Source organism: Olleya sp. Hel_I_94, assembly GCF_007827365.1.
Lineage (GTDB): Bacteria > Bacteroidota > Bacteroidia > Flavobacteriales > Flavobacteriaceae > Olleya.
The window spans coordinates 507,629-531,793 of the sequence record NZ_VISI01000002.1; the positions used below are offsets into that span (position 1 = coordinate 507,629).

Consider the following 24,165-nt stretch of genomic DNA (forward strand, 5'->3'; position numbering starts at 1 on the left):
ACTCGTTAAGCTCTAATAGTTGGTGCACAACTTCCACGTTTTAACAACATATACTCTCCATTATTTTTAAATTCTCGTATAGAAGTTCCTGCATAACGCTTAAACGTTTTAGATAAATGACTTACGTCTGTAAAACCAAGCTCGTCTGCAATTTGTGTTAATGTAAAATCGGAATTTAGCAATCGAATTTCTACAAGTTTCAGCTTCGCTTTAATAATATATTCTCGAAGAGACATATTTACTTGTTTCTTAAAATATTCACTTACATAAGTCGCAGACATCATAAAGACATCGGATAGATTTTCGACTTTAAGTAGCTCTGTTTTAGCAATATTTTCATTAATATAAGTCAACATTTTTGTAATTCTATCATCCGAATTATTTTTTGGAACTTCAAAATAACTTCCTTTTTTAATATTTCGAATTAACAACTCTAAAACACTCGTCATTAAACTAGTTACTAGGTTAACAGATTCTTCGCCATAATTTCTAGATTCTTGTAAAATCATAGTTACTAGGCTGTTTAAATGGTCTCTATCCATTTCATTCTTAATAATATCTCCTGGTAATTGGTTATAATTAGAGAGTATATAAGCAGCTTCTTTAAACCATTCGTTTCTATCAATTGTAATCCTATTTACATTCTTAAAAAACGAATCTGTAAATTTTAAAAACACAAAACGCGTCGGTTTTTCAATAGTAAAAGAGTGACATTTTAATGGTGGTAGCAAAAACATGCTATTTTTAGTATAAGTGTAATCGTTGTAATTTATACATTGTGTACCTTCACCTTCTTTAATTAAAACCAATTCAAAAAAGTTGTTTTTAACAGGACGCTGTTTCCATTCTGTTAATTCTATTTCTTGTATTTCAAAAGGTTTATATGCTTCTAATACTTGCATTATCTCGTGTTTTATTTAAAATATTCAAACAAATTTATATAAAAAAGAAATAACAACCTGATTTTTCATACTCATAACCTTTATTTATACATTAATATCCAATTAAGATACATTAAAAGGGTTTGTTTGACTAGTTTATTTTAAGTGAAATGACAGAAACGGTAAATTAGAAAACCATACAGTTATATATTAATTAATAGGGATTAGGATTTAAATTCTAATCACTATTTTTACATAAACACATCCAATTTGATTTTTAAATACATTAAAAAACATTCTATTTTATCTATTTCTGTAGGTATCATTTTTATTTGCACTTTAATTGTGTTTTTTGCTACCGAAGCAAGTTATTATGCAATTGAAACCGCTTCATTATGGGTTCGGAATTATTTTGGATATTTCTATTTATACTTAGGTTTTGGTTGTGTTGTAGCATTGTTATTAGTTGCATTTTCTAAATACGGAAACATAAAACTTGGCAAACCAAACACGAAACCAGAATACTCACTTTGGTCTTGGATTGCTATGTTGTATAGTGCAGGAATGGGATCTGGTATTTTATTAAGAGCTGTACAAGAACCTGTTTTTATGCAACAAAACCCACCTTTTAAATCTAATTTGTCTAACGATATTTTGGCCTTAGAATTCACTTTTTATCAATGGGGAATTACAGCTTGGGCATTTTACGGACTATTTGCAGTTATTGTTGGTTATGCTTTGCATGTTAAAAAAAAGAAAGTGAGAATTAGTGCCACAATCGAAGATCAAATTAAAAATAAACCTATAAAAAGTAGCGTAGATATTATCACTATTATAACCACTATTTTTGGACTAATAGCAGCAATTGGTTTGGGTACTACACAAATTAATGGAGGACTAAACCATGTGTTTAATGCTGGTTTTGGGTTAACTACAACTATAATTCTATGTGTTTTAATATCAACAATCGCTTGTTATTCCGCTTGGCAAGGTGTAAATAAGGGTATCAAAATATTTTCAAAATTAAATATTATAGTCACTCTAGTAATTTTATTATTTATCTTTTTTACTAGCAATACCAAAGAGATTTTAGTTTCCTTTGTAACTGCAACTTATCACTACATTATAGACTTTATTCCAATCAGTTTAGCATTGGGAGATTACAATCCTGGTTTAGAGTTTTTAACGGGTTGGACCTTTTATTACTGGGCATTTTGGTTGGCTTGGGCACCTTTTACAGGCATTTTTATTGCGCGTATTTCTAAAGGAAGAACAATAAGACAATTGCTATTAGGTGTTTTAATTATTCCGTCTATCGGAACCTTCTTTTGGTTTTCGGTTTTTGGAACTTCAGCATTCAATTTAATTAAAAATTGGGGAACATATAATAACGAATTTGGAAATGTATTCTCATCTATTTTTGTATTCTTCGAACATTATCCCTTTGCTACCGTTTTAAACATAACTTCTATATTTTTATTAATTAGTTTTTTAATCACTTCTGTCGATTCTGCTGTATTTGTGTTAAGCATGTTTACAGATAAAGGTTCTAAAAATCCTAACAAAGCACATCGCGTTATTTGGTCTATTTTCATTCTATTAGCCACTATCGCACTCATTCTTCTAGGTAACATTAAGTCTAATGTCAATGTTTTGGAGGCTGTGCAGCGATTATTAATTATAACGTCTTTACCATTTTCATTTTTTATCATTATCATGTTTGGCTTTTTTATACAGGATTTAAGAAAAGAAAGACCTAATAATGCAAATTTAAAAGAACATTAAAATGGACTTATTTAATCAAACAAATTTATTTTCAACAGAAGGAGTCCGCAAAACAGTATACGATTTACCAGGAGCTGATGTTACTTTATTCGAAAATTTCTTCAGCATAGAAGAAAGCAATACGCTATATAAAAGTTTACTAGAAAACACACCTTGGGAGCAAGAACAAATTGTTATTCATGGCAAATTAATTGATTATCCCAGATTAACCGCTTGGTTTGGCGATGTTGAAAAAGATATTACATATGCCGAAACTAAGAGTAAAATGCATTTGTGGAATAATGATTTACTTTTAATAAAAAACCGAATTGAAAAAGAAGTCGATATTAAATTTACACGTTGTTTACTCAATTATTATCGCGACGGAAAAGATAGTGTAGATTGGCATCAAGATTATAAAGGCGAGCAACGTAAAAATTCAGTAATCGCCTCAATAACCTTTGGAGCTACAAGACCTTTTCAGCTAAAACACGTATCTCGTAAAGATTTAAACCGTGTCGATATTCCGTTAGCTCATGGTAGTTTATTACTTATGCAAGCTGCTACTCAGCAATACTGGAAACACAAAATTCCTAAAACCAAAAAACCAATTCAGCCGAGAGTCAACTTAACTTTTAGATGGGTTGGCTAGATTTTAGCCTTGTATTAATAAAGGTTTAACGTTTATTTAATGTATGTATAAGTGTCATAAAACAGTGTTTTTTACTTGTTTTAGGAAAATTTTAAGAAAAAACCCTTAAAAAACCTTTTTTTGTACCTGCATTACCTTTTTTTGTACGCTAAAAAAAGGAGTATACGTAATTATATTTGCAATGTAATTATTAATCAACACATAAAAAATACATACAAATGAATTTAAAAGAAATTTTAAACTGGAGATACACAACTAAAGAATTTGACCCAACAAAAAAAATATCTGATGCAGATATGCAACTAATAGACAATTTAAGAATAGCTGTTTACAATGGTGATGCAAATCCTAAGCAATTAAACATATTTAATGATTTGCTTAATAAGTATACCAAAAATGGAATTGTAGTTTTAGCATGCACAGAGTTATCTGTTATTAATACCTCAAATTCTAAGTTAGTTTATGATATGGCTAGAATACAGATACAAGCAGCTATAAAATCGATTTAATAGCATTATTTTATTATAAACCACTTTTGTTTTTAAGAATATAAAATCAAAAAGACACCTAATAATATCCCAAATAAAGGAACAAGTTTTTTGCGTTTATTATGTTCTTTAAAAACAATACCTCCAATTACAACTGCAATTATAAGTTGACTTCTTTTTATAGCAGATAATAACATGATTAAGGCATCAGGATCTTGTAGTGCTTTAAAGTAAAAATAATCTGCTGCTTGTAATAAAATACCAACAGCAACAATAGTCCAACGCCATTTAAACGCTTGTCGTTTAGCTTTATACGGAAACCACGTAATAGATAATATAACTATTAAAATTAGTATGGTATACCAACAAAACCAAAATTGTAACGTTTGAGGGTTAAGGCTTAAACTCTGAATCAAAAATTTATCATATAAACCGCTAGAAGCACCTAAAAATGTTGCTCCGATAATAGCGAAAATCCATTTGTTTCTTTTAAATATAATACCTTCTTTTTTACCAATTCTAGAATAGAGGATTACAGAAAATATGATAAGAAAAAAACCTATCCATTGTAAAAACTTAGGCGTTTCGTTATAAATAATTATGGCTCCAATAAAAGTAAAAAAAGGACCTGCGGATCGGATTGGTGTGACAATAGTTATGGGTAAATGTTTTAACGCTTGATAGGCTAATATCCATGACGCAGCCATAATCATTGATTTGATAAATATAAAACCATGCGTTTGCCAAGGAATACTAGTAATATAAAATCCTAAGTTTTTGGTTTCCTCTGGAAAAAAAACAGAACCAATAAAAAACGGAAGTATAAATAAAAAGCCAGATCCAATGGTACCTAAAAGTACAGGAAAAACCTCATTACCTTGTACTGCATGCTTTTTACACAAATTATGTAATCCTAAAAAAAGAGCTGCTAATAAACCTAAATACATCCACATGCTGCGAATATAGTTTTTTAACAGATTTTGAAATACTAAAACTGATATTTTTAAACGTTTTACACCATCAAAAATTAAATTTTAATCAAAAAACTATATTTTAAATGTGATAAGATTTTTACTACAACGGACTTTTTTACTGTTCATCGTTTGAATGGAATTTCTTACTAATAATGACAACACTTTTTTTCGGTTTTATGACGAATTTAACTTTTATGCATTTACTAGTTAAGTACTAAAAACATTAGACTTAAACCATATTTAAACATAATTAATTAACGATTCTACACTCTAATTCAAAATCATTATTATTTCGATAATTGTGGGTTTTGACAGCTAATTATTTCATTAAAATTTTTGTCTTTTATTGATTTCAATTGTTGTTAATTTGCCGGCTTAATTAATTTTTAAAATAAAAAATAATTTGAATATGAAACAGTATTACAACATTTTATCATTAACACTTATACTAGTATTTAGTATGCAATTTTCTTTTGCACAAAACACAGAAAAGACTTGGTCTTTTGAAACTGGTTTTACTGCAATTGATGTTTATCCTGTCGGAGAAGATTTTCCTCAAGGAGATTATTTAGACGAATTTTTAAATCTAAACGATCATTGGAATTACGGTGTTTATGTTGGGATTACAAGAAACTTTAATAATAACTTATCACTTTCTGCTAGAGGTACTTTTAGCGAAATTAGCAAATGGGGTGATTTAGGTGCTGCAGATGAAAGTGTATTAGTGGATAACCTAAAATATTATGGTTTAGACGCTATGATCAATTATGCTTTTGGTAAAGGTAAATTACAACCTTTTTTAGCAGTTGGTGGTGGTTACACTTGGATTGAAGAAGGTCCATACAATACTTCTTTTGCTGCTAACGGATCAGACTTAGTTGGTGCTGGTACTGTAAATGGAGCTTTAGGATTACGTTATAACGTTACTAATAGATTTGGTATTAACTTACAGACAACATATAAGCACTCATTTGAGGACTATTTAACAAAGCATTGGGCACACAGTTTAGGTTTAGTTTATAGCTTAAATCAAGATACTATTAAGGAAGAAAACAGTGCTGACATGTCAGTTACAGATTCTAAAAATGACAAACGTTGGTCTTTTGAAACTGGTGTAAGTGCTATTGATGTTTATCCTGTTGGAGAAAATGCGCCACAAGGAGATTATTTTGACGAATTTTTTAACCTTAACGATCACTGGAATTTAGGTGTATATGTTGGTGTAACTAAAAATTTCAACAAAAACTTATCTATTACTGCAAGAGGTACTTTAAATGAGTTAACTAAATGGGGTGATTTAGGTAGTGCAGATGAAAGCGTTTTAGTAGACAACCTTAAGTATTACGGTTTAGATGGTATGATTAACTATGCATTTGGTAAAAACGATTTACAACCATTTTTAGCAGTTGGTGGTGGTTATACTTGGATTGAAGAAGGTCCTTATAATACATCTTATGCAGCAAACGGTTCAGATTTAGTTGGTGCAGGTACTGTTAATGGTGCTGTTGGTTTAAAATATAGCATCAATGATGATTTTGGATTAAACTTGCAAACCACTTACAAGCATGCGTTTAAAGACTACTTACCAAAACATTTTGCACATAGCTTAGGTATCGTGTATAAATTAGGAAATGGAAACGCTAAGGAAGAAGTAAATAACGATATTGATGGAGATGGTGTACCAAACGAGTATGATGTTTGTCCAGAAGTTGCAGGATTAGCTAGTCTTGGTGGATGTCCTGATACAGATGGTGATGGTGTTGCTGATAAAGACGATTTATGTCCTGAAGTAAAAGGTCGTGTTGAATTTGGTGGATGTCCTGATACTGATGGTGACGGTTTCCCTGATAATAAAGATAACTGTCCTGAGGTAAAAGGAACAGATAACGGTTGTCCTGTTGTTGTTAAAGACGTTAAGCCAGTTGCTAACCCTATTGAAGGCGAAAGAAAAGTGTATTTTGCTTATGATAGTGCAGAGCTTGATTTAAATGCTAAAATAATCTTAGATCAATTAACTACAGATATGACTAAAGATGCATCTTACAACGTGTCTATAGTTGGTCATGCAGACAACAAAGGTGGTGTTAACTATAACTACAACCTATCTGTAAAAAGAGCGCAAACTATTAAAGATTACTTAGTATCTAAAGGATTAGCTTCAGATGTTATTACGACTACAGGAGTAGGAGAGACGCAACCAGCAACTACTAATACAACTGCTGCTGGTAGAGCAGAAAACAGAAGAGGTGTATTAACTATTAAGATTAACTAATTAGTTAATCCATAAATTACAACTTATAAAAAAAGCTATCATAATTTTAATTATGATAGCTTTTTTGTTTTATAAAACTCAATGTTATTATAAATTATTCAAAAGTATGACGTTGTTCTGCTATAACAGATGCTTTAAGCAATTGGTTAAATGTTTTTATACTTTCAAAGTTTTTAGTAATTTGACTAGAAACAGCCACTCCAGAAATTCCCGTTTTTAAAATAGCTTCAATATCTGAAGTTGTAATTCCTCCAACACCAATAATTGGCGTTGTTGTATTTAAAACATCCATAATTGCAGTATAACCTTCTAAACCTAGAATTGGTCCTACATTGGCTTTAGTATCAGTAAATCTAAAAGGTCCCAAACTAATATAATCAACTTCTTTAGTGATTAAAGTTTCGCAGTCTTCTAAAGTATTAGCAGTACCTCCAATACTTTGCCAAGTATATAAGTGTTTTCTAGCAATAGTTGGACAAGTGTCTGAAGGTCCTAAATGGACTCCATCTGCTTTAATCGTTTTAGCTAATTTATAATGGTCATTTATAATTAATCTTGTCTGATAATGGGATGTTATTTTTATAACCGCTTCAGCCAATTTTAAAAACTTTTTTTCAGACACATTTTTATAACGTAATTGTACTAATTCTGCACCAGAAGTACATGCCTTTTGCACATTTTCTAAAATTTGTTTAGCAGTTTCGCCTTGTGTTATATAGTGTAGTTTAGGTATAATCATGTATTTAATACTTTCTTGTTACAACCGTGTTTTGGATATTAAAACACAAAAATACAACTATTATAAACACTTAAGTCTTTCTTGATGCGCACAACTATTATAATTTATTAAGAAGGCTTTAGCAAAAGTTTAATAGATACATACAACCTTAGCAGTACTATGTTATGTAACTTTGTAGTTGCAATATTTAAGGTCTAAAACAGACTTATAATAGCACACTTACAAACTATGAAAACTCAAAAAACATCATATTCTATTTTAGATTTAGCGTTAGTGTCTCAAGATCATTCACTAAAGCAAACCTATGATAATGCGTTACATTTAGCACAACAAGCGGAAGACTTTGGTTATAAAAGATATTGGTTGGCAGAACACCATAACTCGCCCAATATAGGTAGTAGTGCCACCTCAATTTTAATTGGTTATGTTGCACAAGGCACCAAAACAATAACTATTGGATCTGGAGGAATAATGTTACCAAATCATTCGCCATTAATAGTAGCAGAGCAGTTTGGTACATTAGCGACGTTATATCCTAACCGTATTGATTTAGGTTTAGGTAGAGCACCTGGAACAGATCGTGAAACAGCTGAAGCGATTAGGTCTGATTTTATGGAAGCTGCACACGCATTTCCTAATATGGTAGGACAAATTCAGCAATATTTTTCTGAAGATAATGCAACATCTAAAGTTAGAGCTACAGTTGCAGAAGGTGTGACTGTTCCTATTTACATCTTAGGATCAAGTACAGATAGTGCTCATTTAGCCTCTAAAAAGGGATTACCTTATGCATTTGCAAGTCACTTTGCGACAACTCATTTATGGGATGCTTTAGATATTTATAGAAATAAATTTCAACCTTCATCAGTGTTGCAAAAACCTTATGTTATTACTGGTGTAAACATTATTATTGCAGATACTGATCAAGAAGCAGAGCGTCTATCTACGTCATTAATTAGCATGATTGTTGGCTTATTTACAGGCAAAAGACAAGCAGTACAACCACCAACAGAGATGACAGAGTATTACAAAGAAGTTTTAAAAAATCCTCAGGTACATCAAATGTTAAAATATTCTTTTATTGGTAGCAAAGATACTGTAAAGCCTAAAATTAAAGCATTTATGGAGCAGACTAAAGCTGACGAGCTTATTGCTGTTACTAATATTTATGATATTAACGACCGTATTAAATCGTATCAATTATTTGCAGAAATTATGGATGAGCTAAATACTGATTAGCACTAATTTATGTACATTTATTGATGAAGCTTTTCTAATTAATCATTTAGTTTTAATGAAAATATACGAAACACTTGTTATTGGTGGTGGTCAGGCAGGTTTGTCTGTCGCCTATTTTTTAAGACGTTATAAAATTGAATATTTAATTTTGGACGATCAAGATCAAGCAGGTGGATCATGGACAAATACTTGGGACAGTTTAAAGTTGTTTTCTCCAACACAATTCAGCTCATTATCTGGTTGGGGAATGCCTGAAGGCGAATCCGAATATCCTAGTAAAACGAGTTTTATTGAGTATTTAAAGCAATATGAAATACGTTATAATTTAAATATTAAAAGAAGTACTAAAGTAACCGCTGTACATAAAACAGCGTTTGGCTATAAACTTGAAACAAATACGGGAACGTATTACTGTAAAACCTTAGTTAGTGCTACAGGAACTGCGCAAAACCCTTATATACCAACATATCCTAAGCAAGAGATGTTTTTAGGAACCATGATACATTCTTCAGAATATAAAAATGCAGATTCCTATACTAACAAAAGTGTATTAATAGTAGGAGGCGGAAACTCGGGAGCACAAGTTTTAGCAGAAGTTTCTAAAGTTGCAAAAACCCAATGGGTTACTATAAATGAGCCTAATTTTTTACCTGATGATATTGACGGTCGCTATTTATTTAATGATGCTACAGATAAGTTTTATGGAAAAACAGGTAATACTAATGCGGGTTTAAAAACATCGTTAAGCGATATTGTCATGGTACAAAGCGTAAAAGAGGCTAGAGGTAGAGGTGCACTAACGTCTAAACGTCCTTTTTCTTCTTTTTATGATAATGGAGTTGTTTGGGACAATGAAGATAAAACTGCAGTTGACGCAGTGATTTGGTGCACTGGTTTTAAGGCTAACTTAAAACATTTAGAGTCCTTGGATATTATTGAAAATAATAAAATAGAGACCAGTTATACTAAGTGTAAAAAATTACCAAATTTATGGTTAGTTGGTTATGGTAGTTGGACTGGATTTGCATCTGCGACTATTTACGGTGTCGGCAAAACAGCAAGACATACTGTTAATAATATAGTTTCGATTTTAAGATCTTAACATTTTAATTATTAATCAAGTAATTTTGTGTTTCAAATTAAAAACCTTTAAATTTTCAGCACAAAAAAAACCTATTAAAATCACGTTTTAATAGGCTTTATTTTTTTTATATGTACTATTTAAAAGACTTATTGTTTTTTAGAACTACTTTTAAATTTATAGGTAATTCCAAAGTTAATTCCGAATGACGAATATGGTACTTTTTGAGATAATTTTCTAGATGAATCCGTATTTGAATTAGATAAATTATCTACATACGTTGTTTCTTTATTATAATCGTTTGGTAAATTATCAATATTATAAAAACCAGCAAATGCAACAGTACCATCAGGTAAAACTACATCTGTATTAAATTCTGTAATTTCAGAGTCTTAACGCTTTAAGCTAATTCCGTAATACTCAGCTTCAACAAATAAATTTAAGTTATCATTTAGGTTAAATTTATAACCTAAAGCACCTACAAATCCTAATGGAAAATGTCCATGAAAATCTTCTTTATAATTCGTTTCAGAGTAAGACCCTAAAGGGATTCCAAAAGCATCAGCTTCTGCCTGAGAAAGTACTGATTTATCATATACTACAGCTTCAGTTTTTCCTCCTAATTTTAATAAAGCACCAAAACGACCATAAATATTGTTTGTAAATTTATATACTATAGATGTTGATGCTCCAAAAGCACGTGCTCTAGCAACAGCATCTACTTCACGATTTGGAACATTAACTTCGGATACCGTTTGGTCAGTACCATGTAAATATCCTAAACCTAAATCTACACCAAAAGACTCATTAAAATAATAAGTCCCTCTTAGTTGTACATTTGCACCTTCTCCATAACTACCATAAGCGTTTTCAGTTTCTGATAAGTTAACTGTTTCTCCTAATTTCATTCCAGCACTTCCAACAGCATAACCTGTACTTAAAGAGACTTCTAATTGAGCAAATGATAGACCACTAATTAATAGTGCTGTTAACACTATTCCAAATTGTTTCATAATTGTTTGATTTGAAAATTATTTTATGTAAAAAAGTAAGATTGAATTTACAGCTATTTTACTTCAATTTCAACCTATACAAATATACTTTATTTATATACAAATTAGCTTTAAAAATAGTTAATCTCTTGGTGTAAATACAGACTAATTTGCTAATCAAATACTTAAGTCAACTAGCGTCGTTAAAAGATTGTAGAAAAAAAATGTTAATTTGAACATGGATAATATTAGTTTTAAAAATGTAAATATTATATTAGTAAAACCAAACTAACTTAACCGCATTTAAAATTCTGATTAGTGCTATGAAAAATGATTATCAAGACCCTTTAGGAACCCACTCAGAACAACTTAAAACCAATAAATTAAATTATTTAAAACAATTAGAAAAAGATAAAATTATAGAGCGACAAATTCGTTTTCAAGAGTTACTAATTAGTATATCTACACAATATATTAACTCTGATTTATCGGACATTGATAATTTAATTAATACTTCTTTACAACAAATATGCGAGTTTGTAGAGTCTGACAGAAGTTACATTTTTTCATACAATTTTATAGACAACACCACGTCTAATACTTACGAGTGGTGTGCACAAGGTATTGAACCAGAATTAGATAATTTACAGCAAGTCCCATTAGAATATTTTCCGCAATGGGTTGAAGCACATAAAAAAGGGGAAGCCTTTTTTGTGGAAGATGTCAGTTTATTACCAAAAGATGGCGAGCATGGTTTACGTGCTGTTTTAGAGCCACAAGGCATTAAAAGCTTAATAACGATACCTAAGTTTAAAAACAAAGAATTGATAGGTTTTATAGGATTTGACTCCGTTAAACAAATCAATAAATTTAATGATCAAGAAAAAGATATCCTTTTTGTATTTGCTAACATGCTAGTAAATATTATTCAACGAAAGGAAAATGAAGAACGTCTTAAGGAGCAAGAGGCTAAAAAAGAAGAATTATTACAGTTTTTATCACGTCAAAATGAAGAATTAAATGAATATGCTCATGTTGTATCACACGATTTAAAAGCACCATTAATAAATATCCATACGCTAATAAGTTGGTTTATGGATGACCATAAAGATATATTGGAGGATGTAGCATTAACACCATTACATCAAGTGTTGTTTAATGTAGAAAAGATGGATTTTTTAATCAAAGGAATTTTAGATTACTCAACCATTGACAGACTTGAGGCAGAAGATAAATCTATTGATTTTAATGTAATCGTAGACGAAGTTATACAAACATTATTAGTGCCAACTTACGTTACCATAACAGTACAACCAAACTTACCTAGTATAAATGGTAATGCTTGGCGATTTAAACAAGTGTTTCAAAATTTGATACAAAATGCCATAAAATATGGTAATCCAGAAAAAGGAAGTATACAAGTTGGTTACACAGATCATGATGATCATTATCAGTTTTTTGTCAAAGACAATGGTATTGGTATTAAATCTGATTATTACGACAAAATTTTTAAAGTCTTTACTAAATTAGAAAGTACAGGATCATCCTCTGGTATAGGTTTGTCCATTGTAAAAAAAATAATTACTTACTATAAAGGGGCTATTTGGGTTGACAGTCAAGAAGGTGTTGGAACCACTTTTTATTTTACGTTATTAAAAAACTAGACCAGTTTCTTTTTTGATAAAAAATGGATTGCGCAATAAGTGATATTATTATTTGTTAATTTTGTTTAACCTTACACGTGTATTGTTAAACATTTTGTATCTTCACATAATTAAAACTAATAGATACAAAAGACACTAAATAATAACGATATGTTCGGAATATTTAAAAAGAAATCAGAAAAAGAAAAATTACAAGCTAAATATGAAACGCTTTTAAAAGAAGCCCACACGTTATCTACTACCAACAGAAAACTAAGTGACCAAAAAACGTTTGAAGCTGAAGAAGTTATGAAACAGTTAGAAAAACTTAATTAAGGTTTCTAGCTTTTTTATTAAGCATTTTATAATGTAATTTAAATGAATCTTTTAAATTTAGCAATACTATTATCTAGTTGTGCCTTTTTATTTTATGGTATTAATTGCCTGTATTCTCTGAAAATGAAAGACGAGTTTAAAAGATTTGGCTTAGACAAACAAAGAGTCCTAACAGGCATTTTACAAATATTAGGAGCTTTAGGCTTAATTTTAGGTTTTTTCCTGTCTCCAATACTAACATTAATAGCTTCTGCTGGATTAACAATTTTAATGATGTCAGGGTTTATTGTTAGGATAAAAATAAAAGACAGTATAGCACAAGCCTTACCATCGTTAATCTTTGCACTTATAAACTTATATATTTGTGTAGAATATTATTACAAAATTACTTCGTATTAGACTCTAAATAAAAGCAATAATTAGGCATAAGGTTAATAAAAACGTTGCAGGAAAAGATTTTATCAATGGATCATTTATCTTAAAATGCATTACCACAGATCCCGATAAAAGTACAGCTAATCCAAATGCTGCTGGTTGTTTTAAAACAGGAAACCAAATAGCACAAATTAATAAAACAGCAAGAGTTACCTTAAAAAAACCAACGATGTAACACATTTGCTTTGATAGTCCAAAAACGCGAAACTCTTCCAATAAAGTTTTTGCATTTCCGCCTCGCCATTTTGTTGCTTTATTATTTTGTATTAGCCATACGTTAAGTATACTTATACCTACTATAATTTGAAGAGCAATAATTATATAATTCACGATAATGTTGGTTTTATTGATTTATAACTAGATTAGCTTATCTCAAAAATACAAATTTTGTTTATCTTTACGTTAAAATAATTAAACAAAATAGTAAAGTGAAAAAACAGGATTATAAAATACATATAATTGGTGCCGGAATTAGTGGTTTAATTGCTGCAACGGTTTTAGAAAAAAATGGATTATCTCCTGTTATTATTGAATCGACTGATAGGGTTGGAGGCCGAGTAAAAACAGATATTGTAGAAGGTTATCAATTAGATCATGGTTTTCAGGTATTATTAACTGCTTATCCTGCTGCACAAAAATATCTTAATCTTGAAGCCTTACAATTACAAACGTTTATCCCAGGAGCTTCAATTTTTAAAAATGGAAAACAAAATAGTATTGGAGATCCTCTCAGAGATAAGTCATTATTATTTTCGACGGTATTTGCTAGAGTAGGAACCCTTTCTGATAAATTTAAGATTCTGAAACTTAATATTAAATTAAAGAAAAAATCACTTTCAGAAATATTTTCAAGCAAAGAACAAACCACAAAATCCTATTTAATAGATTTTGGTTTTTCTTCAAAAATGATAAATGACTTTTTTAATCCTTTTTTTAGCGGAATCTTTCTAGAAAACAAATTAGAAACCTCTAGCAGAATGTTTGAATTTGTATATAAAATGTTTGGTCAAGGTGACGCAGCGTTGCCAAAAGGAGGAATGCAAGCCATACCAAAACAATTATCAAATAATTTAAGGCGTACCACGTTTAAATTTAATACAAAAGTGGCAACTGTTAATGATAGCGAAATAATTCTTGAAGATGGGCAAAAGATTAAAAGTGATTTTACCATTATAGCAACAGAACCAAGTAAATTAGTAAACAAACTAAACAAAAAAGTAACAGAATGGCAGAGCTGTGATACTTTGTATTTTGAAACTGAAAGTAAAGTTATTAATAAACCTTTAATTGGTTTAATCCCTGAAAAAGATGCAGTAATAAATAACATTTTTTATCACACTAGCCTTGAATCCGATTTAAAAGGTAACAAAGAGTTGCTATCTGTTACTGTTGTAGATAATCAAAACTTGTCTTCAGATAAATTGATACAACGTGTTCAAACCGAATTGAAACAGTATTGTGGTATTGATGTCATTAAACTTATCAAGCATTACAAAATCCCAATGTCTTTACCTAAAATACAAAATTTACAATATAACCTTTTACCATCACAAACGCGTTTGACTGATACAATTTTTCTAGCAGGAGATGTTCAATTAAATGGGTCTTTAAATGCTGCTATGATAGCAGGAGAGAAGGCTGCACATGGTGTTTTGGATAATTTATAATCGTGTGTTATAAATTTAAAGTTTTAAGTAGTCTTATGACTAAGTTAAAATCACCTAAAAAACAGAAGATATGTATTATTTTTGTAGTCAATATATTAAGTATAAAAAATAAGATTTGTTAGATAAAAAACAGCAATTACCACAAACACAAGTAATAGATACAGACTATTTTATTTACTGTCTTGAAGCAGTTGAAGATGAAGAAATTGAAACTGTGACAGAAACGCAAAACAAATTAGACCTGTTAACATCACAGTATGGTGTTGCTAGTATTTATAACACATGCGACTCTATTGAAGGTTTAGAATCTAACCTAAATGCATTGGTCTTGGACGATCATAACTTTAATGATTACGAAATAATTTATCTAGTAATCCCAGGCGAAGCTAATAGTATTATTCTAAACGATTATAATTATAGTTTGCAGGAAGTTGCAGAGCTTTTTGAAGGACGATTACAAGGTAAGATTCTACATTTTTCCAATGCTAAAGTGTTAGATTTAGATGAAGAAGAAGCACAATATTTTTTAGATATTACTGGAGCAAAAGCTATCTCTGGTTATGGTTATGAATCCAACGGAATTACCAGCTCAAACCTTGATATAGCCTTTTTTAACTTATTTAAAGAAGATGATAATATGTTTGACGTTGTCGAAGAGCTGCATCAAAGACATTACAAACTATGCAAACTTCTTGACTTTAGATTGTATTATTAAGAATAACAATGTATTATTAAAACAAATAGACGCATTGTCTTAATTTAAAAACCCTAACTAATTTTGCATATAGTTAGGGTCTTTACAATGTTATTTTTGTTTATAAAATCGTGCTACTCTTTAAAGCTAATATCTCTAATATTACTTATTTGGGAATATATATAAGGTAAATTTTGAATATATAATTTCAAAATTTAACTTTTAGGACTAATTTTATTTATGGTTGTGGTAAATCCATTTTGCGAAAATGTTAAAGCTTTTTCATTACCATCTATAATCTCTAAAGTTGCACCAACTACAGTGTCATAAAGTGTGGTCTCATTTTTTTGGGTTAATTCACTTTTAACACCTTGTGCTTCTACTACTAAATACAACTTCGTGTTTTCTTCAATTATTTCTAGTGTTAAATTTGCTTCTTTAAGCAAATATTTACCAGTATATTTTTTAAAGTTTTCAATATTAACGGTCTTAAAGTTTTCAATGTTTTCATTACTCAAATACGCTAATAAATCATCTTTTAAAGTCTTTTCAAACGGTATACTCAAGGTATTACTAAACATTAAAAACAAGTTTTTAGTTTTAGGATTATAAGCATTTCTAAAAGCATAGCCTATGTTATTTCCACCATGTCCAAATAATTTTTCGTTAGCATTATTAGATTTCATAATTCCAAAACCATAATTCTCATTCCCTGACACCATCATTTGTTGTACTGTTTCTTTTTTAAGTAAAATATCAGTTTCAAATAAAGAGGTGTAAAACAATTCCATATCAGATAATGTAGACGCTATACTTCCTGCTGAATTTGCAATATTTGCAAAAAACTTATAATTCAAATACGCTGTAACATCTTTTTCTTGATGGTAAGGTGTTGCTAAATTTGGTAAACCTTTGTGTAAATAAGGGTAAGTATTATTCATTTTTAAAGGAATAATGATGCGCTCTCTAACCAAATCAAAATAACTTTGATCCGTTATTTTTTCAATAATTCTGCCTAATAACAAGTAGTTTGTATTGCAATAATCATACTTACCTATCATTTTTGGATTGTTTTGTTCTATTTGATTTAAAAGATCAATATTATAAATAGAATCATTTTTAGCATAAAATGCATCTTGGATGTTTTTTCCTATAACTTCATCCAAACCACTCTCATGAGTTAGTAATTGTTGGATAGTTAATCCATTATCTACATTTTTTAGTGGTGTCAAATACATGCCTATACTATCACTTAGTTTTACTTTGCCTTTTTCTACTTCTTGAAGCAATAAAATTGCAGTAAATGTTTTTGATGCACTACCAATATTAAAAACATGATTTTCATGTAAGTTAAAGTTACCAAGACTTAATGCGTTTATCTCATTATCTTTTTTTATAAGTATAGCAACACCTTTATTTTGTTGGGTTAACAAGGGATTAAATTTCTGATCAATAAGGTCTAATTTGTCTTCCTGAGCAAAAGACATACTTTGAATAAGTACAAATAGTAATAGTGTTAATTGTTGTAAAGTTTTCATGTGATATCTATTTTTAAATTATACCTCAAAACTCTCTTAATTCTTCAATATCTAAAAAAAAGAATGACAAACAGGTCTGATAAAATGACAACGGTAAAAAGACCTATTATCATTAAAAAAGAGTGGTTTACACTTATTTAGGCAACTTTCATCATTATAAAACAGAGATGTTTAGATGAAATAGTATTTTTGATTAGATAATTAAAGCAATAAAATGTCAAAATTAGAGTCTTGGTTAGATAATAAAATAGTACAAAACCTCTTTATTTGGGTTTTCTTCTTTTTAATTTTACTAACGGTTATATCCAATAGCAATAGGGTAGAAGTTGCACTGTTTTCTATATTACTGTTGGCACCAGCTGTATACATAAACAACCTTGTAATACTGCCTTATTTTAAACAAAATCGTGCGTTATTTCTTTTATTTTTTATTTTAAATACGCTGTGTTTTACCATAATTTCTGTTTTACTTATTAAAACTGTAGATAACCAAGAGTTTGAAATAAGAATGTTTATTAACTTTTTTGGAATAATGGTTTTAGCACTAATTTTTGCTTCATCTATAAAATTGGTAAGAGATAATTTTATTAGACGTCATCAGGAAAAAGAAGCCGAATTAAATTTACTTAAAGCACAATTAAATCCACATTTTTTATTCAATACATTAAATAATTTATATGGCTTAGCAGTTGTAAAATCGGATAAATTGCCAAATCTAATGTTGAAATTATCAGACTTATTACGTTATAGTTTATATGAAACAAAAGACACTTTAGTCCCTTTAGAAAAAGAAATTACTTATTTGGAAAACTATATGTCTTTAGAGAAAATCCGATTAGAAGACAAAACCGAAATTGAATTTATAAAATCAGGAGCGATTTCATCAAAAAAAATAGCTCCTATGTTATTAATTGTCTTTGTTGAAAACGCATTTAAACATTTAGGAACCTTGACAAATGGAGAAAGTAAGGTTTTAGTTTCTGTTATGGTAGATGATAAAAAAATAACATTTATATGTAATAATACTTTTGATAAAAACAGCATAAAGCAAAATGATTTTGAAAAAGGAAAGCGTGGTATTGGCTTAAAAAACGCTACTAAACGATTATCTTTAATGTATCCAGAAAAATATCAGCTAACCATTACAGATAATGATAAAAGCTATAATACCAAATTAATAATAAATGTTTAGATGAAAAATTTACAATGTATTATTGCAGATGACGAACCTATAGCACGTCAAATTTTGGAAAATTATATTCAAGCAATTCCTAATTTAGAAATTATAGCGTCTTGTAAAAATGCTTTTGAAGTACTTGAAATATTGCAAACTAAGACTGTGGATATTTTATTTTTAGACATTAATATGCCTAAGCTTTCTGGTTTAAGTTTACTAAAAACCATACAGCAAAAACCGTCTGTAATTATAACGACTGCCTATCCAGAATATGCTATTGAAGGGTTTGAACTTTCTGTAACAGATTATTTATTAAAACCTTTCTCTCTAGAACGTTTTTTACAAGCTGTAAATAAAGTGCCTCAAAAAGAAGTCTCAAAGCCTGAGACTACGACAATAACAAAACAAGAAATTCCACAATCAATATTTGTGAAAAGTGACAAAAAAATTATTAAAATAGATTTTGATCAAATTAATCATATCGAAGCATATGGTAATTATATCAAGATTTTTACAGATACAATGATTTTAACACCACAAACGCTAACGGAATTTTTAGAAAAACTTCCAAATCATTTTATCAGGATTCATAAATCATGTATCATAAATTTTAATCAGTTAAAACTGATTGATGGTAATCAAGTAGTCCTTCAAAATAATACAAAGTTACAAATAGGAAAATCTTATCGGAAAAGTGTTTTAGATAGCATTTAAGATTTTCTATCTTTTATTTATATAATAACTCTTGTTTGTCTTTATAATATATATTGAGATACTTTTGACCTATGAATAGTCTTTTCCTCGGAATATAACTTGAAAGTCATAGCAATTAACACTCAAGTAGAAGAAGACCCTTTATTGGAAATCACAGAATTATGTAAACGAAATTAGCTTGACATAATTACTATCGATATAAGTCTAAAGTCGTTATATCTGCAATTATGTCAAATAACGCCCAAAAGCGCTATTTCGCTAATTGTTGTAAAATGTACTATAATGTTCTGCGTTATGTAACTTGAGCTTTGGCTAAAAGCGAAAGTTGTTTCTACAGTTTCTTTAAAAAATTTATTCTTAAAAGTTTCTTTTACTAAAGTTAATGAAACACTTTTTATGCGACGTCGTAGGAGGGAAGCGTAATGTGTGTGGAATGATATATAAATGTTAATTATTTTCTAAAAGTTCTCATTTTGAGAACTTTTATCTATATTTGCATAAAGAATGAAGTAATTATGGTCCATATCATAGCTGTCAAGCATCTAAAAAACTTTATGGATGATAATCCTTCATACTGCGAATGCCTGAAAGCGTGGGTTTCAATTGTATCGAAGTGTAATTGGGAAAAGCCTCAAGATATGGTTGCTGAATTTGGAGCAAAAGCTGTTGATTTACTAGGTAAAAAAGATAATAAAAAGACAACAGTATCTTGTAATAGAGTAGTATTTGATATTAAAGGGAATCATTTGAGAATTATTGCAAAATATCAATTTCATCCTAAATTAAAAAAATCTCGTTTGTATTTATGTTGGATTGGAACGCACAAAGATTATGATAAGATTTGTGATAAAAATGAACAGTACGATATTAATATGTTTAATTAAAAAAAGAAAATCATGGATTTCAAATTAATAAAATCTGAACAAGAGTATGAAGCTGCTATTTCTCTTTTAGAGCAAATTGGCGACAATCCAGATTTTGAGGAAAATGAAAAATTGATAAACGATTTTGAAGTACTGGAAAAGTTGATAGAAGTTTATGAAAGAGAAAATTTCCCTATCGAAAACGGAGACCCAATTGAAATAATTAAACTTAAAATGGCTTATATGGATTTGGCTCAAAAAGACTTAATTCCATATATAGGTTCAAAGGGAGTAGTATCTGAAGTAATGAATAAAAAAAGAAGATTATCAAAAGCAATGATTAGAAATCTTTCTGAATTTTTGAATGTAAGTCAAGAAATTTTGAATGTGGATTATGATCTTGGAAAAGTTGATGTTTCAATTACAAATGAACAAGTTAAAGAAAAAGGAGTTTTAAGATTTTTAATTCCTACAGGTATTGATGCTTCTGGTATTTCAAATAGAATAAAATCAAGAGGTGTAACCCTTGCAATGTGTAACTAATTTATGAAGACAATAACATTTTATTCGTATAAAGGAGGTGTTGGTAGGTCTCTGACTCTCTCAAATATTGCTATGAGACTAGCCGATTTAGGAAAAAAGGTTTGTATTATAGATTTTGATTTGGAAGCTCCAGGCTTACATTTGAAATTTGATAAATATATTGAAAGTAATGATATTAAAAAGGGGTTAGTAGAATATCTTTATGATTATCAAGAAAACAATTATATCCCTGAAAATTTTGATGAGTATTTATTAGATATATACTATGATAGTAAATTAGAAGGATTAATTAATTTTTTTCCTGCTGGAGATGTAAATTCAAATGATTATTGGAAAAAACTATCATCTATTAATTGGAAAGATTTGTTTTATTCAAATAACAGCAAGGGAGTAGAGCTTCTTTTGAATTTAAAAGAAATGATTAGAAAAGATATTAATCCTGATTTTCTACTAATTGATTCTAGAACTGGAATTACCGATATTTCTGGGATTGCAATGACTTTATTAGCTGATTCAATTGTAACATTAGCTGCAAATAATAAGGAGAATATTTTAGGTACATCAAAAGTCATAAAAAGCTTGAAAAATGATGAAAATAAACTTCTTGGAAAACCATTAGATATATACTTTGTATTAACTAGAATACCATATTATATAAAGCCTGAAGACAAACATAAAGAAGCTCAATTAATAAATTCAGCAGCCAACTTATTAAATAGAGACGAAGATCTTGTAGATGAAATTTTTGTTATACATTCTGACCCTGAATTAGAAGAAGAGGAGAAATTTAAAATTAATCATCATTCTAAATCAAAGTCAGAAAATGTTGTTCCAATAGAGGAAGACTATTTGATTCTATTTGAAGAATTGACTAAATCAGAATTAAATGGCGATGAAATAATTAAGTTTAATAAGTTAAGAGACAGTGAATTATTGATAGAAGAAGCTAGAAGTAGTTCTGATAATTCTCTAAAAATAGAATTATTAGAAGAAGCATTAAAATTAAATGAAAATTCACTTGAGGCACTTCATTTAATTGGGATTGCTCATCATGCAAAAGGTAATTATAGTAAGGCAGTAACTTATTATAATAAAGGAATTAAAAAGAGTAGTAATGCTAATTTTTTCAAAACTTTCAAAGCTCAAAATTTATATAAATTAGGAAAAAAAGAAGAAGCTAAAAATATTTTAAAAGATGTACTAGTTGATGATGAAACTAATTTTGGAGCTTTATTAATATTAAGTAATATTCTATATGATGAAAAGCAATTTGACGAAACACTATTGTTAAACAAAAAGCTGATTAAATACCATAGTGATTATTCAATAGGCTATAATCTTGTTGGTAATTCATATAGAGTATTAAATGATTACGATAATGCCTTAAAGTTTGTTTATAAATGTTTAGAACAAGACCCAAGAAATGCTTTAGGCACTCTCACATTAGGTGAAATTTATTCCGAATTGGGTAATGATGAGGAATTCTTTAAAAATTTACAGCTAGCTTTTGTATTTGGGATTAATTCAAAAGATTTTCAAGAGATATTGAAAAACGAAGGAAAAGTATATAGTAAGTATTATAATGATAAAAGGTTTTTAGATTTATTAAAAAATTATAGAATAAAAGTAAATCTTGTATAGAATTCTTTTCGGCCTCATAAAATTTTGGTTAAAACAATAGGAGAAATGAGCCTGCATATTTTAGGGGTTTAGTAATACAGTTTCTTGAGTGTTTCATTTATTCAATGGATTTCAAAGCAATGTTAATGAGTTACAATGTTTCCTGAAATATAGCGAATGAGCCGTTAATTGTTTCCAAAAGTTTATGCAGCCTTGAATTTTTGTTTCTTTTGTTTCAAGACAAAAGACAATGAAGCTTTAAAAGAAAACTTCAATTAGTAGATTAAATATAACAAGTGCATGGAATTTTATTTTTCTTAAAATTTATGCTCTTGTGGCAAGTTGACGAGAATCGCTTAAAATTTTTTTTGACGTATATTTTGTCGAATACACGATTTTTAAAACATGGCAAAAGGTTAGCTTTTATAATGCGCTGACAAGCGGCTGGAAATTGAGTTATAAATAAATTGCAATGCAATAAGCAATTTGTATTTATAAAAACAATATGGCGTTGGCAGCGGATATTTTACATAACGTCAAATTATAGTTACAAATACTTTAGTATTCACGAACTCAAAAATTTAAAATAAAAATACGTGAGTAAATGCAAACAATTCTGCGAAGCAAACCGCTTAATAGTTTAATTGGCCTAAGTTCTCAATAGTCTTTAATAGATGAATGTTTCTAGGGGTATTTTACATAGTATAGAATTATAGCTATCAAATGAACCATTGATGTAAACAGCTATACAAATGCATTTGTACTATAATTTATATTATGTAAAATAGAATATTTTAAAACCTCTTCTATTGTTAGAAATACATGATAAATAGTTTTATTAGGTATTTTAAAACTATATACTATAAATAAATTGCTTCAAATTAAAAAAAATATTCATCGACTTAATTTATAGTATAAACTGTAAATAGAATACTTTATTTAAGTTTCGTTTTTAAAACAATATTTAAAGTTAAACCCAGAATAATTAAAATTATACCAAGTAAGCTAATTAGCGTATAAATTTCTTGTAACCAAATGGCTCCAATTATCATTGTAAATACAACTTCAATATATTTTAAAGGTGCAACTTGATTAATTTCGGCATTTTGTAAAGCTTTAGTCATGTATAGTTGTCCAAAATAACCAAAGATTCCTAAGCTTAGCAATAAAACCCATTCCATACCTTGTGGATTTGTCCAATGGTTTATACTTAGCACACCTCCAATGATTGCAGAAATAATCATAAAATAATTTACTACAACTATCGGATGATCATGGCTTCCAATTTTACGGATAATAATATAAACTAAACCAGTAAAAACAGCAGATAATAAAGCATATAACAAGCCTAAAGTATCAATGTTATTATCAAAGCCTTTTAAAATTACGACTCCCAAAAATGCTATAAAAAAACATATCCATTGAAAGTATTTGATATGTTCTTTTAGTAAAAATATTGCAAAAAAAGCTGCAAATATGGGAGAAATATACCTAATGGATACTGCAGATCCCATGGATAGATGATTAAGAGACATAAAAAACAAGGTCATAGCAATACAGCCAACTACTCCTCTAGCAATTAATAAACCTTTTTTATTTCCTAAAAAATTTATCTTGTTTTTTAGTAAAAACGGAACAGTAAAAAATAAGGTTCCAATGGATCTAAAAAACACCACTTGATTAACATTAAAATGGCTAGATTGTTTGACTAAAACATTTAATAGTGCAAATCCTAATGCACTGATAGTCATATAAAATATTGCTTTTTTTTGCATACTTTTATTATTTAGACTTTCATATTTAGTCATATATTAAAAGCAGCTTGTTTAGAAGCTGCTTTATAGTGCAAATAT

General features: G+C 29.1%; 23 protein-coding genes. 16 read left to right on the plus strand and 7 right to left on the minus strand.

The features are described from left to right. Window positions 1–5: 5 nt before the first annotated feature. Window positions 6–902 carry an AraC family transcriptional regulator gene (locus JM82_RS05270; protein ID WP_145001685.1) on the minus strand — a complete coding sequence of 299 codons (897 nt, stop codon included), beginning with the start codon at window positions 900–902 and terminating at the stop codon, window positions 6–8. A gap of 249 nt (window positions 903–1,151) precedes the next feature. Between JM82_RS05270 and JM82_RS05275 the strand changes: the two genes are divergently transcribed. From JM82_RS05275 to JM82_RS16525, 3 genes are all read left to right on the plus strand, one after another. Continuing rightward, window positions 1,152–2,666 carry a BCCT family transporter gene (locus JM82_RS05275; protein WP_261375322.1) on the plus strand — a complete coding sequence of 505 codons (1,515 nt, stop codon included), beginning with the start codon at window positions 1,152–1,154 and terminating at the stop codon, window positions 2,664–2,666. A 1-nt stretch (window position 2,667) separates the two neighbouring features. Further along, entirely contained in the window at window positions 2,668–3,297 is a 630-nt protein-coding gene (locus JM82_RS05280) for an alpha-ketoglutarate-dependent dioxygenase AlkB family protein (RefSeq protein ID WP_145001686.1), read from the plus strand. 218 nt (window positions 3,298–3,515) lie between these two features. Further along, the gene (locus JM82_RS16525) at window positions 3,516–3,806 is read left to right on the plus strand and encodes a hypothetical protein (protein WP_261375323.1); all 291 of its coding nucleotides are present in this window, start codon (window positions 3,516–3,518) and stop codon (window positions 3,804–3,806) included. Window positions 3,807–3,838: 32 nt separating this feature from the next. On the opposite strand, the gene JM82_RS05290 is transcribed toward JM82_RS16525, so the two are convergent. Then, the gene (locus JM82_RS05290) at window positions 3,839–4,738 is read right to left on the minus strand and encodes an EamA family transporter (RefSeq protein ID WP_145001687.1); all 900 of its coding nucleotides are present in this window, start codon (window positions 4,736–4,738) and stop codon (window positions 3,839–3,841) included. A 430-nt stretch (window positions 4,739–5,168) separates the two neighbouring features. Between JM82_RS05290 and JM82_RS05295 the strand changes: the two genes are divergently transcribed. Next, window positions 5,169–7,031, plus strand: coding sequence for an OmpA family protein (locus JM82_RS05295; RefSeq protein ID WP_145001688.1), 1,863 nt, complete (start codon window positions 5,169–5,171; stop codon window positions 7,029–7,031). A 94-nt stretch (window positions 7,032–7,125) separates the two neighbouring features. Here the strand turns inward: JM82_RS05295 and thiE are convergent, their stop codons facing one another. Then, window positions 7,126–7,770 carry a thiamine phosphate synthase gene (gene thiE, locus JM82_RS05300; protein WP_145001689.1) on the minus strand — a complete coding sequence of 215 codons (645 nt, stop codon included), beginning with the start codon at window positions 7,768–7,770 and terminating at the stop codon, window positions 7,126–7,128. A 228-nt stretch (window positions 7,771–7,998) separates the two neighbouring features. On the opposite strand from thiE, the gene JM82_RS05305 reads away from it, so the two are divergent. Further along, window positions 7,999–9,009: an LLM class flavin-dependent oxidoreductase gene (locus JM82_RS05305; protein ID WP_145001690.1), complete on the plus strand. Its 1,011-nt coding sequence runs from the start codon at window positions 7,999–8,001 to the stop codon at window positions 9,007–9,009. Window positions 9,010–9,064: 55 nt separating this feature from the next. Further along, on the plus strand, window positions 9,065–10,111 hold the full coding sequence (locus tag JM82_RS05310; protein WP_145001691.1) for an ArsO family NAD(P)H-dependent flavin-containing monooxygenase: 1,047 nt from the start codon (window positions 9,065–9,067) through the stop codon (window positions 10,109–10,111). A 371-nt stretch (window positions 10,112–10,482) separates the two neighbouring features. Here the strand turns inward: JM82_RS05310 and JM82_RS05315 are convergent, their stop codons facing one another. Next, window positions 10,483–11,103 carry an outer membrane beta-barrel protein gene (locus tag JM82_RS05315; RefSeq protein WP_261375324.1) on the minus strand — a complete coding sequence of 207 codons (621 nt, stop codon included), beginning with the start codon at window positions 11,101–11,103 and terminating at the stop codon, window positions 10,483–10,485. Window positions 11,104–11,405: 302 nt separating this feature from the next. Between JM82_RS05315 and JM82_RS05320 the strand changes: the two genes are divergently transcribed. The 3 genes from JM82_RS05320 to JM82_RS05330 all read left to right on the plus strand — a co-directional run bounded on the left by JM82_RS05320 (window position 11,406) and on the right by JM82_RS05330 (window position 13,460). Beyond that, window positions 11,406–12,746 (plus strand): ATP-binding protein, encoded by a 1,341-nt coding sequence (locus JM82_RS05320; RefSeq protein WP_145001692.1) that lies wholly within the window; start codon window positions 11,406–11,408, stop codon window positions 12,744–12,746. 150 nt (window positions 12,747–12,896) lie between these two features. Next, the gene (locus tag JM82_RS05325) at window positions 12,897–13,061 is read left to right on the plus strand and encodes a Lacal_2735 family protein (RefSeq protein ID WP_145001693.1); all 165 of its coding nucleotides are present in this window, start codon (window positions 12,897–12,899) and stop codon (window positions 13,059–13,061) included. A 42-nt stretch (window positions 13,062–13,103) separates the two neighbouring features. Then, window positions 13,104–13,460 (plus strand): DoxX family protein, encoded by a 357-nt coding sequence (locus tag JM82_RS05330; RefSeq protein WP_145001694.1) that lies wholly within the window; start codon window positions 13,104–13,106, stop codon window positions 13,458–13,460. A gap of 3 nt (window positions 13,461–13,463) precedes the next feature. Here the strand turns inward: JM82_RS05330 and JM82_RS05335 are convergent, their stop codons facing one another. Further along, window positions 13,464–13,826, minus strand: a complete 363-nt coding sequence (locus JM82_RS05335; RefSeq protein WP_145001695.1) for a DoxX family protein — start codon at window positions 13,824–13,826, stop codon at window positions 13,464–13,466. A 98-nt stretch (window positions 13,827–13,924) separates the two neighbouring features. Between JM82_RS05335 and JM82_RS05340 the strand changes: the two genes are divergently transcribed. Beyond that, window positions 13,925–15,163 (plus strand): NAD(P)/FAD-dependent oxidoreductase, encoded by a 1,239-nt coding sequence (locus JM82_RS05340; protein WP_145001696.1) that lies wholly within the window; start codon window positions 13,925–13,927, stop codon window positions 15,161–15,163. Between the two features lie 115 nt (window positions 15,164–15,278). Beyond that, window positions 15,279–15,878 carry a DUF6642 family protein gene (locus JM82_RS05345; protein WP_145001697.1) on the plus strand — a complete coding sequence of 200 codons (600 nt, stop codon included), beginning with the start codon at window positions 15,279–15,281 and terminating at the stop codon, window positions 15,876–15,878. A gap of 194 nt (window positions 15,879–16,072) precedes the next feature. Here the strand turns inward: JM82_RS05345 and JM82_RS05350 are convergent, their stop codons facing one another. Further along, a complete protein-coding gene (locus tag JM82_RS05350) occupies window positions 16,073–17,395 on the minus strand; it encodes a serine hydrolase domain-containing protein (RefSeq protein ID WP_145001698.1) in 1,323 nt (440 codons plus the stop codon). A 214-nt stretch (window positions 17,396–17,609) separates the two neighbouring features. Between JM82_RS05350 and JM82_RS05355 the strand changes: the two genes are divergently transcribed. The 5 genes from JM82_RS05355 to JM82_RS05375 all read left to right on the plus strand — a co-directional run bounded on the left by JM82_RS05355 (window position 17,610) and on the right by JM82_RS05375 (window position 22,333). Further along, window positions 17,610–18,587 (plus strand): sensor histidine kinase, encoded by a 978-nt coding sequence (locus JM82_RS05355; RefSeq protein WP_145001699.1) that lies wholly within the window; start codon window positions 17,610–17,612, stop codon window positions 18,585–18,587. After that, window positions 18,588–19,286 (plus strand): LytR/AlgR family response regulator transcription factor, encoded by a 699-nt coding sequence (locus tag JM82_RS05360; RefSeq protein ID WP_145001700.1) that lies wholly within the window; start codon window positions 18,588–18,590, stop codon window positions 19,284–19,286. A 554-nt stretch (window positions 19,287–19,840) separates the two neighbouring features. Further along, entirely contained in the window at window positions 19,841–20,170 is a 330-nt protein-coding gene (locus JM82_RS05365; RefSeq protein WP_186439179.1) for a type II toxin-antitoxin system HigB family toxin, read from the plus strand. A 12-nt stretch (window positions 20,171–20,182) separates the two neighbouring features. Next, on the plus strand, window positions 20,183–20,692 hold the full coding sequence (locus JM82_RS05370) for a type II toxin-antitoxin system HigA family antitoxin (protein ID WP_186439180.1): 510 nt from the start codon (window positions 20,183–20,185) through the stop codon (window positions 20,690–20,692). Window positions 20,693–20,695: 3 nt separating this feature from the next. After that, the gene (locus JM82_RS05375) at window positions 20,696–22,333 is read left to right on the plus strand and encodes a KGGVGR-motif variant AAA ATPase (protein ID WP_145001702.1); all 1,638 of its coding nucleotides are present in this window, start codon (window positions 20,696–20,698) and stop codon (window positions 22,331–22,333) included. A 914-nt stretch (window positions 22,334–23,247) separates the two neighbouring features. Here the strand turns inward: JM82_RS05375 and JM82_RS05380 are convergent. After that, complete coding sequence (locus JM82_RS05380; protein WP_261375325.1) at window positions 23,248–24,120, minus strand: DMT family transporter; 873 nt, start codon at window positions 24,118–24,120, stop codon at window positions 23,248–23,250. Between the last annotated feature and the right edge of the window lie 45 nt (window positions 24,121–24,165).

What these genes read in the sequence shown, in the direction of transcription:
- JM82_RS05325 (WP_145001693.1), top strand. Translation starts at nt 12,897, where the DNA reads ATGTTCGGAATATTTAAAAAGAAATCAGAAAAAGAAAAATTACAAGCT.
- JM82_RS05310 (WP_145001691.1), top strand. Translation starts at nt 9,065, where the DNA reads ATGAAAATATACGAAACACTTGTTATTGGTGGTGGTCAGGCAGGTTTG.
- JM82_RS05360 (WP_145001700.1), top strand. Translation starts at nt 18,588, where the DNA reads ATGAAAAATTTACAATGTATTATTGCAGATGACGAACCTATAGCACGT.
- JM82_RS05350 (WP_145001698.1), bottom strand. Translation starts at nt 17,395, where the DNA reads ATGAAAACTTTACAACAATTAACACTATTACTATTTGTACTTATTCAA.
- JM82_RS05270 (WP_145001685.1), bottom strand. Translation starts at nt 902, where the DNA reads ATGCAAGTATTAGAAGCATATAAACCTTTTGAAATACAAGAAATAGAA.
- JM82_RS16525 (WP_261375323.1), top strand. Translation starts at nt 3,516, where the DNA reads ATGAATTTAAAAGAAATTTTAAACTGGAGATACACAACTAAAGAATTT.
- JM82_RS05370 (WP_186439180.1), top strand. Translation starts at nt 20,183, where the DNA reads ATGGATTTCAAATTAATAAAATCTGAACAAGAGTATGAAGCTGCTATT.
- JM82_RS05375 (WP_145001702.1), top strand. Translation starts at nt 20,696, where the DNA reads ATGAAGACAATAACATTTTATTCGTATAAAGGAGGTGTTGGTAGGTCT.
- JM82_RS05295 (WP_145001688.1), top strand. Translation starts at nt 5,169, where the DNA reads ATGAAACAGTATTACAACATTTTATCATTAACACTTATACTAGTATTT.
- JM82_RS05320 (WP_145001692.1), top strand. Translation starts at nt 11,406, where the DNA reads ATGAAAAATGATTATCAAGACCCTTTAGGAACCCACTCAGAACAACTT.
- JM82_RS05380 (WP_261375325.1), bottom strand. Translation starts at nt 24,120, where the DNA reads ATGACTAAATATGAAAGTCTAAATAATAAAAGTATGCAAAAAAAAGCA.
- JM82_RS05290 (WP_145001687.1), bottom strand. Translation starts at nt 4,738, where the DNA reads ATGTGGATGTATTTAGGTTTATTAGCAGCTCTTTTTTTAGGATTACAT.
- thiE (WP_145001689.1), bottom strand. Translation starts at nt 7,770, where the DNA reads ATGATTATACCTAAACTACACTATATAACACAAGGCGAAACTGCTAAA.
- JM82_RS05355 (WP_145001699.1), top strand. Translation starts at nt 17,610, where the DNA reads ATGTCAAAATTAGAGTCTTGGTTAGATAATAAAATAGTACAAAACCTC.
- JM82_RS05365 (WP_186439179.1), top strand. Translation starts at nt 19,841, where the DNA reads ATGGATGATAATCCTTCATACTGCGAATGCCTGAAAGCGTGGGTTTCA.
- JM82_RS05330 (WP_145001694.1), top strand. Translation starts at nt 13,104, where the DNA reads ATGAATCTTTTAAATTTAGCAATACTATTATCTAGTTGTGCCTTTTTA.
- JM82_RS05305 (WP_145001690.1), top strand. Translation starts at nt 7,999, where the DNA reads ATGAAAACTCAAAAAACATCATATTCTATTTTAGATTTAGCGTTAGTG.
- JM82_RS05315 (WP_261375324.1), bottom strand. Translation starts at nt 11,103, where the DNA reads ATGAAACAATTTGGAATAGTGTTAACAGCACTATTAATTAGTGGTCTA.
- JM82_RS05280 (WP_145001686.1), top strand. Translation starts at nt 2,668, where the DNA reads ATGGACTTATTTAATCAAACAAATTTATTTTCAACAGAAGGAGTCCGC.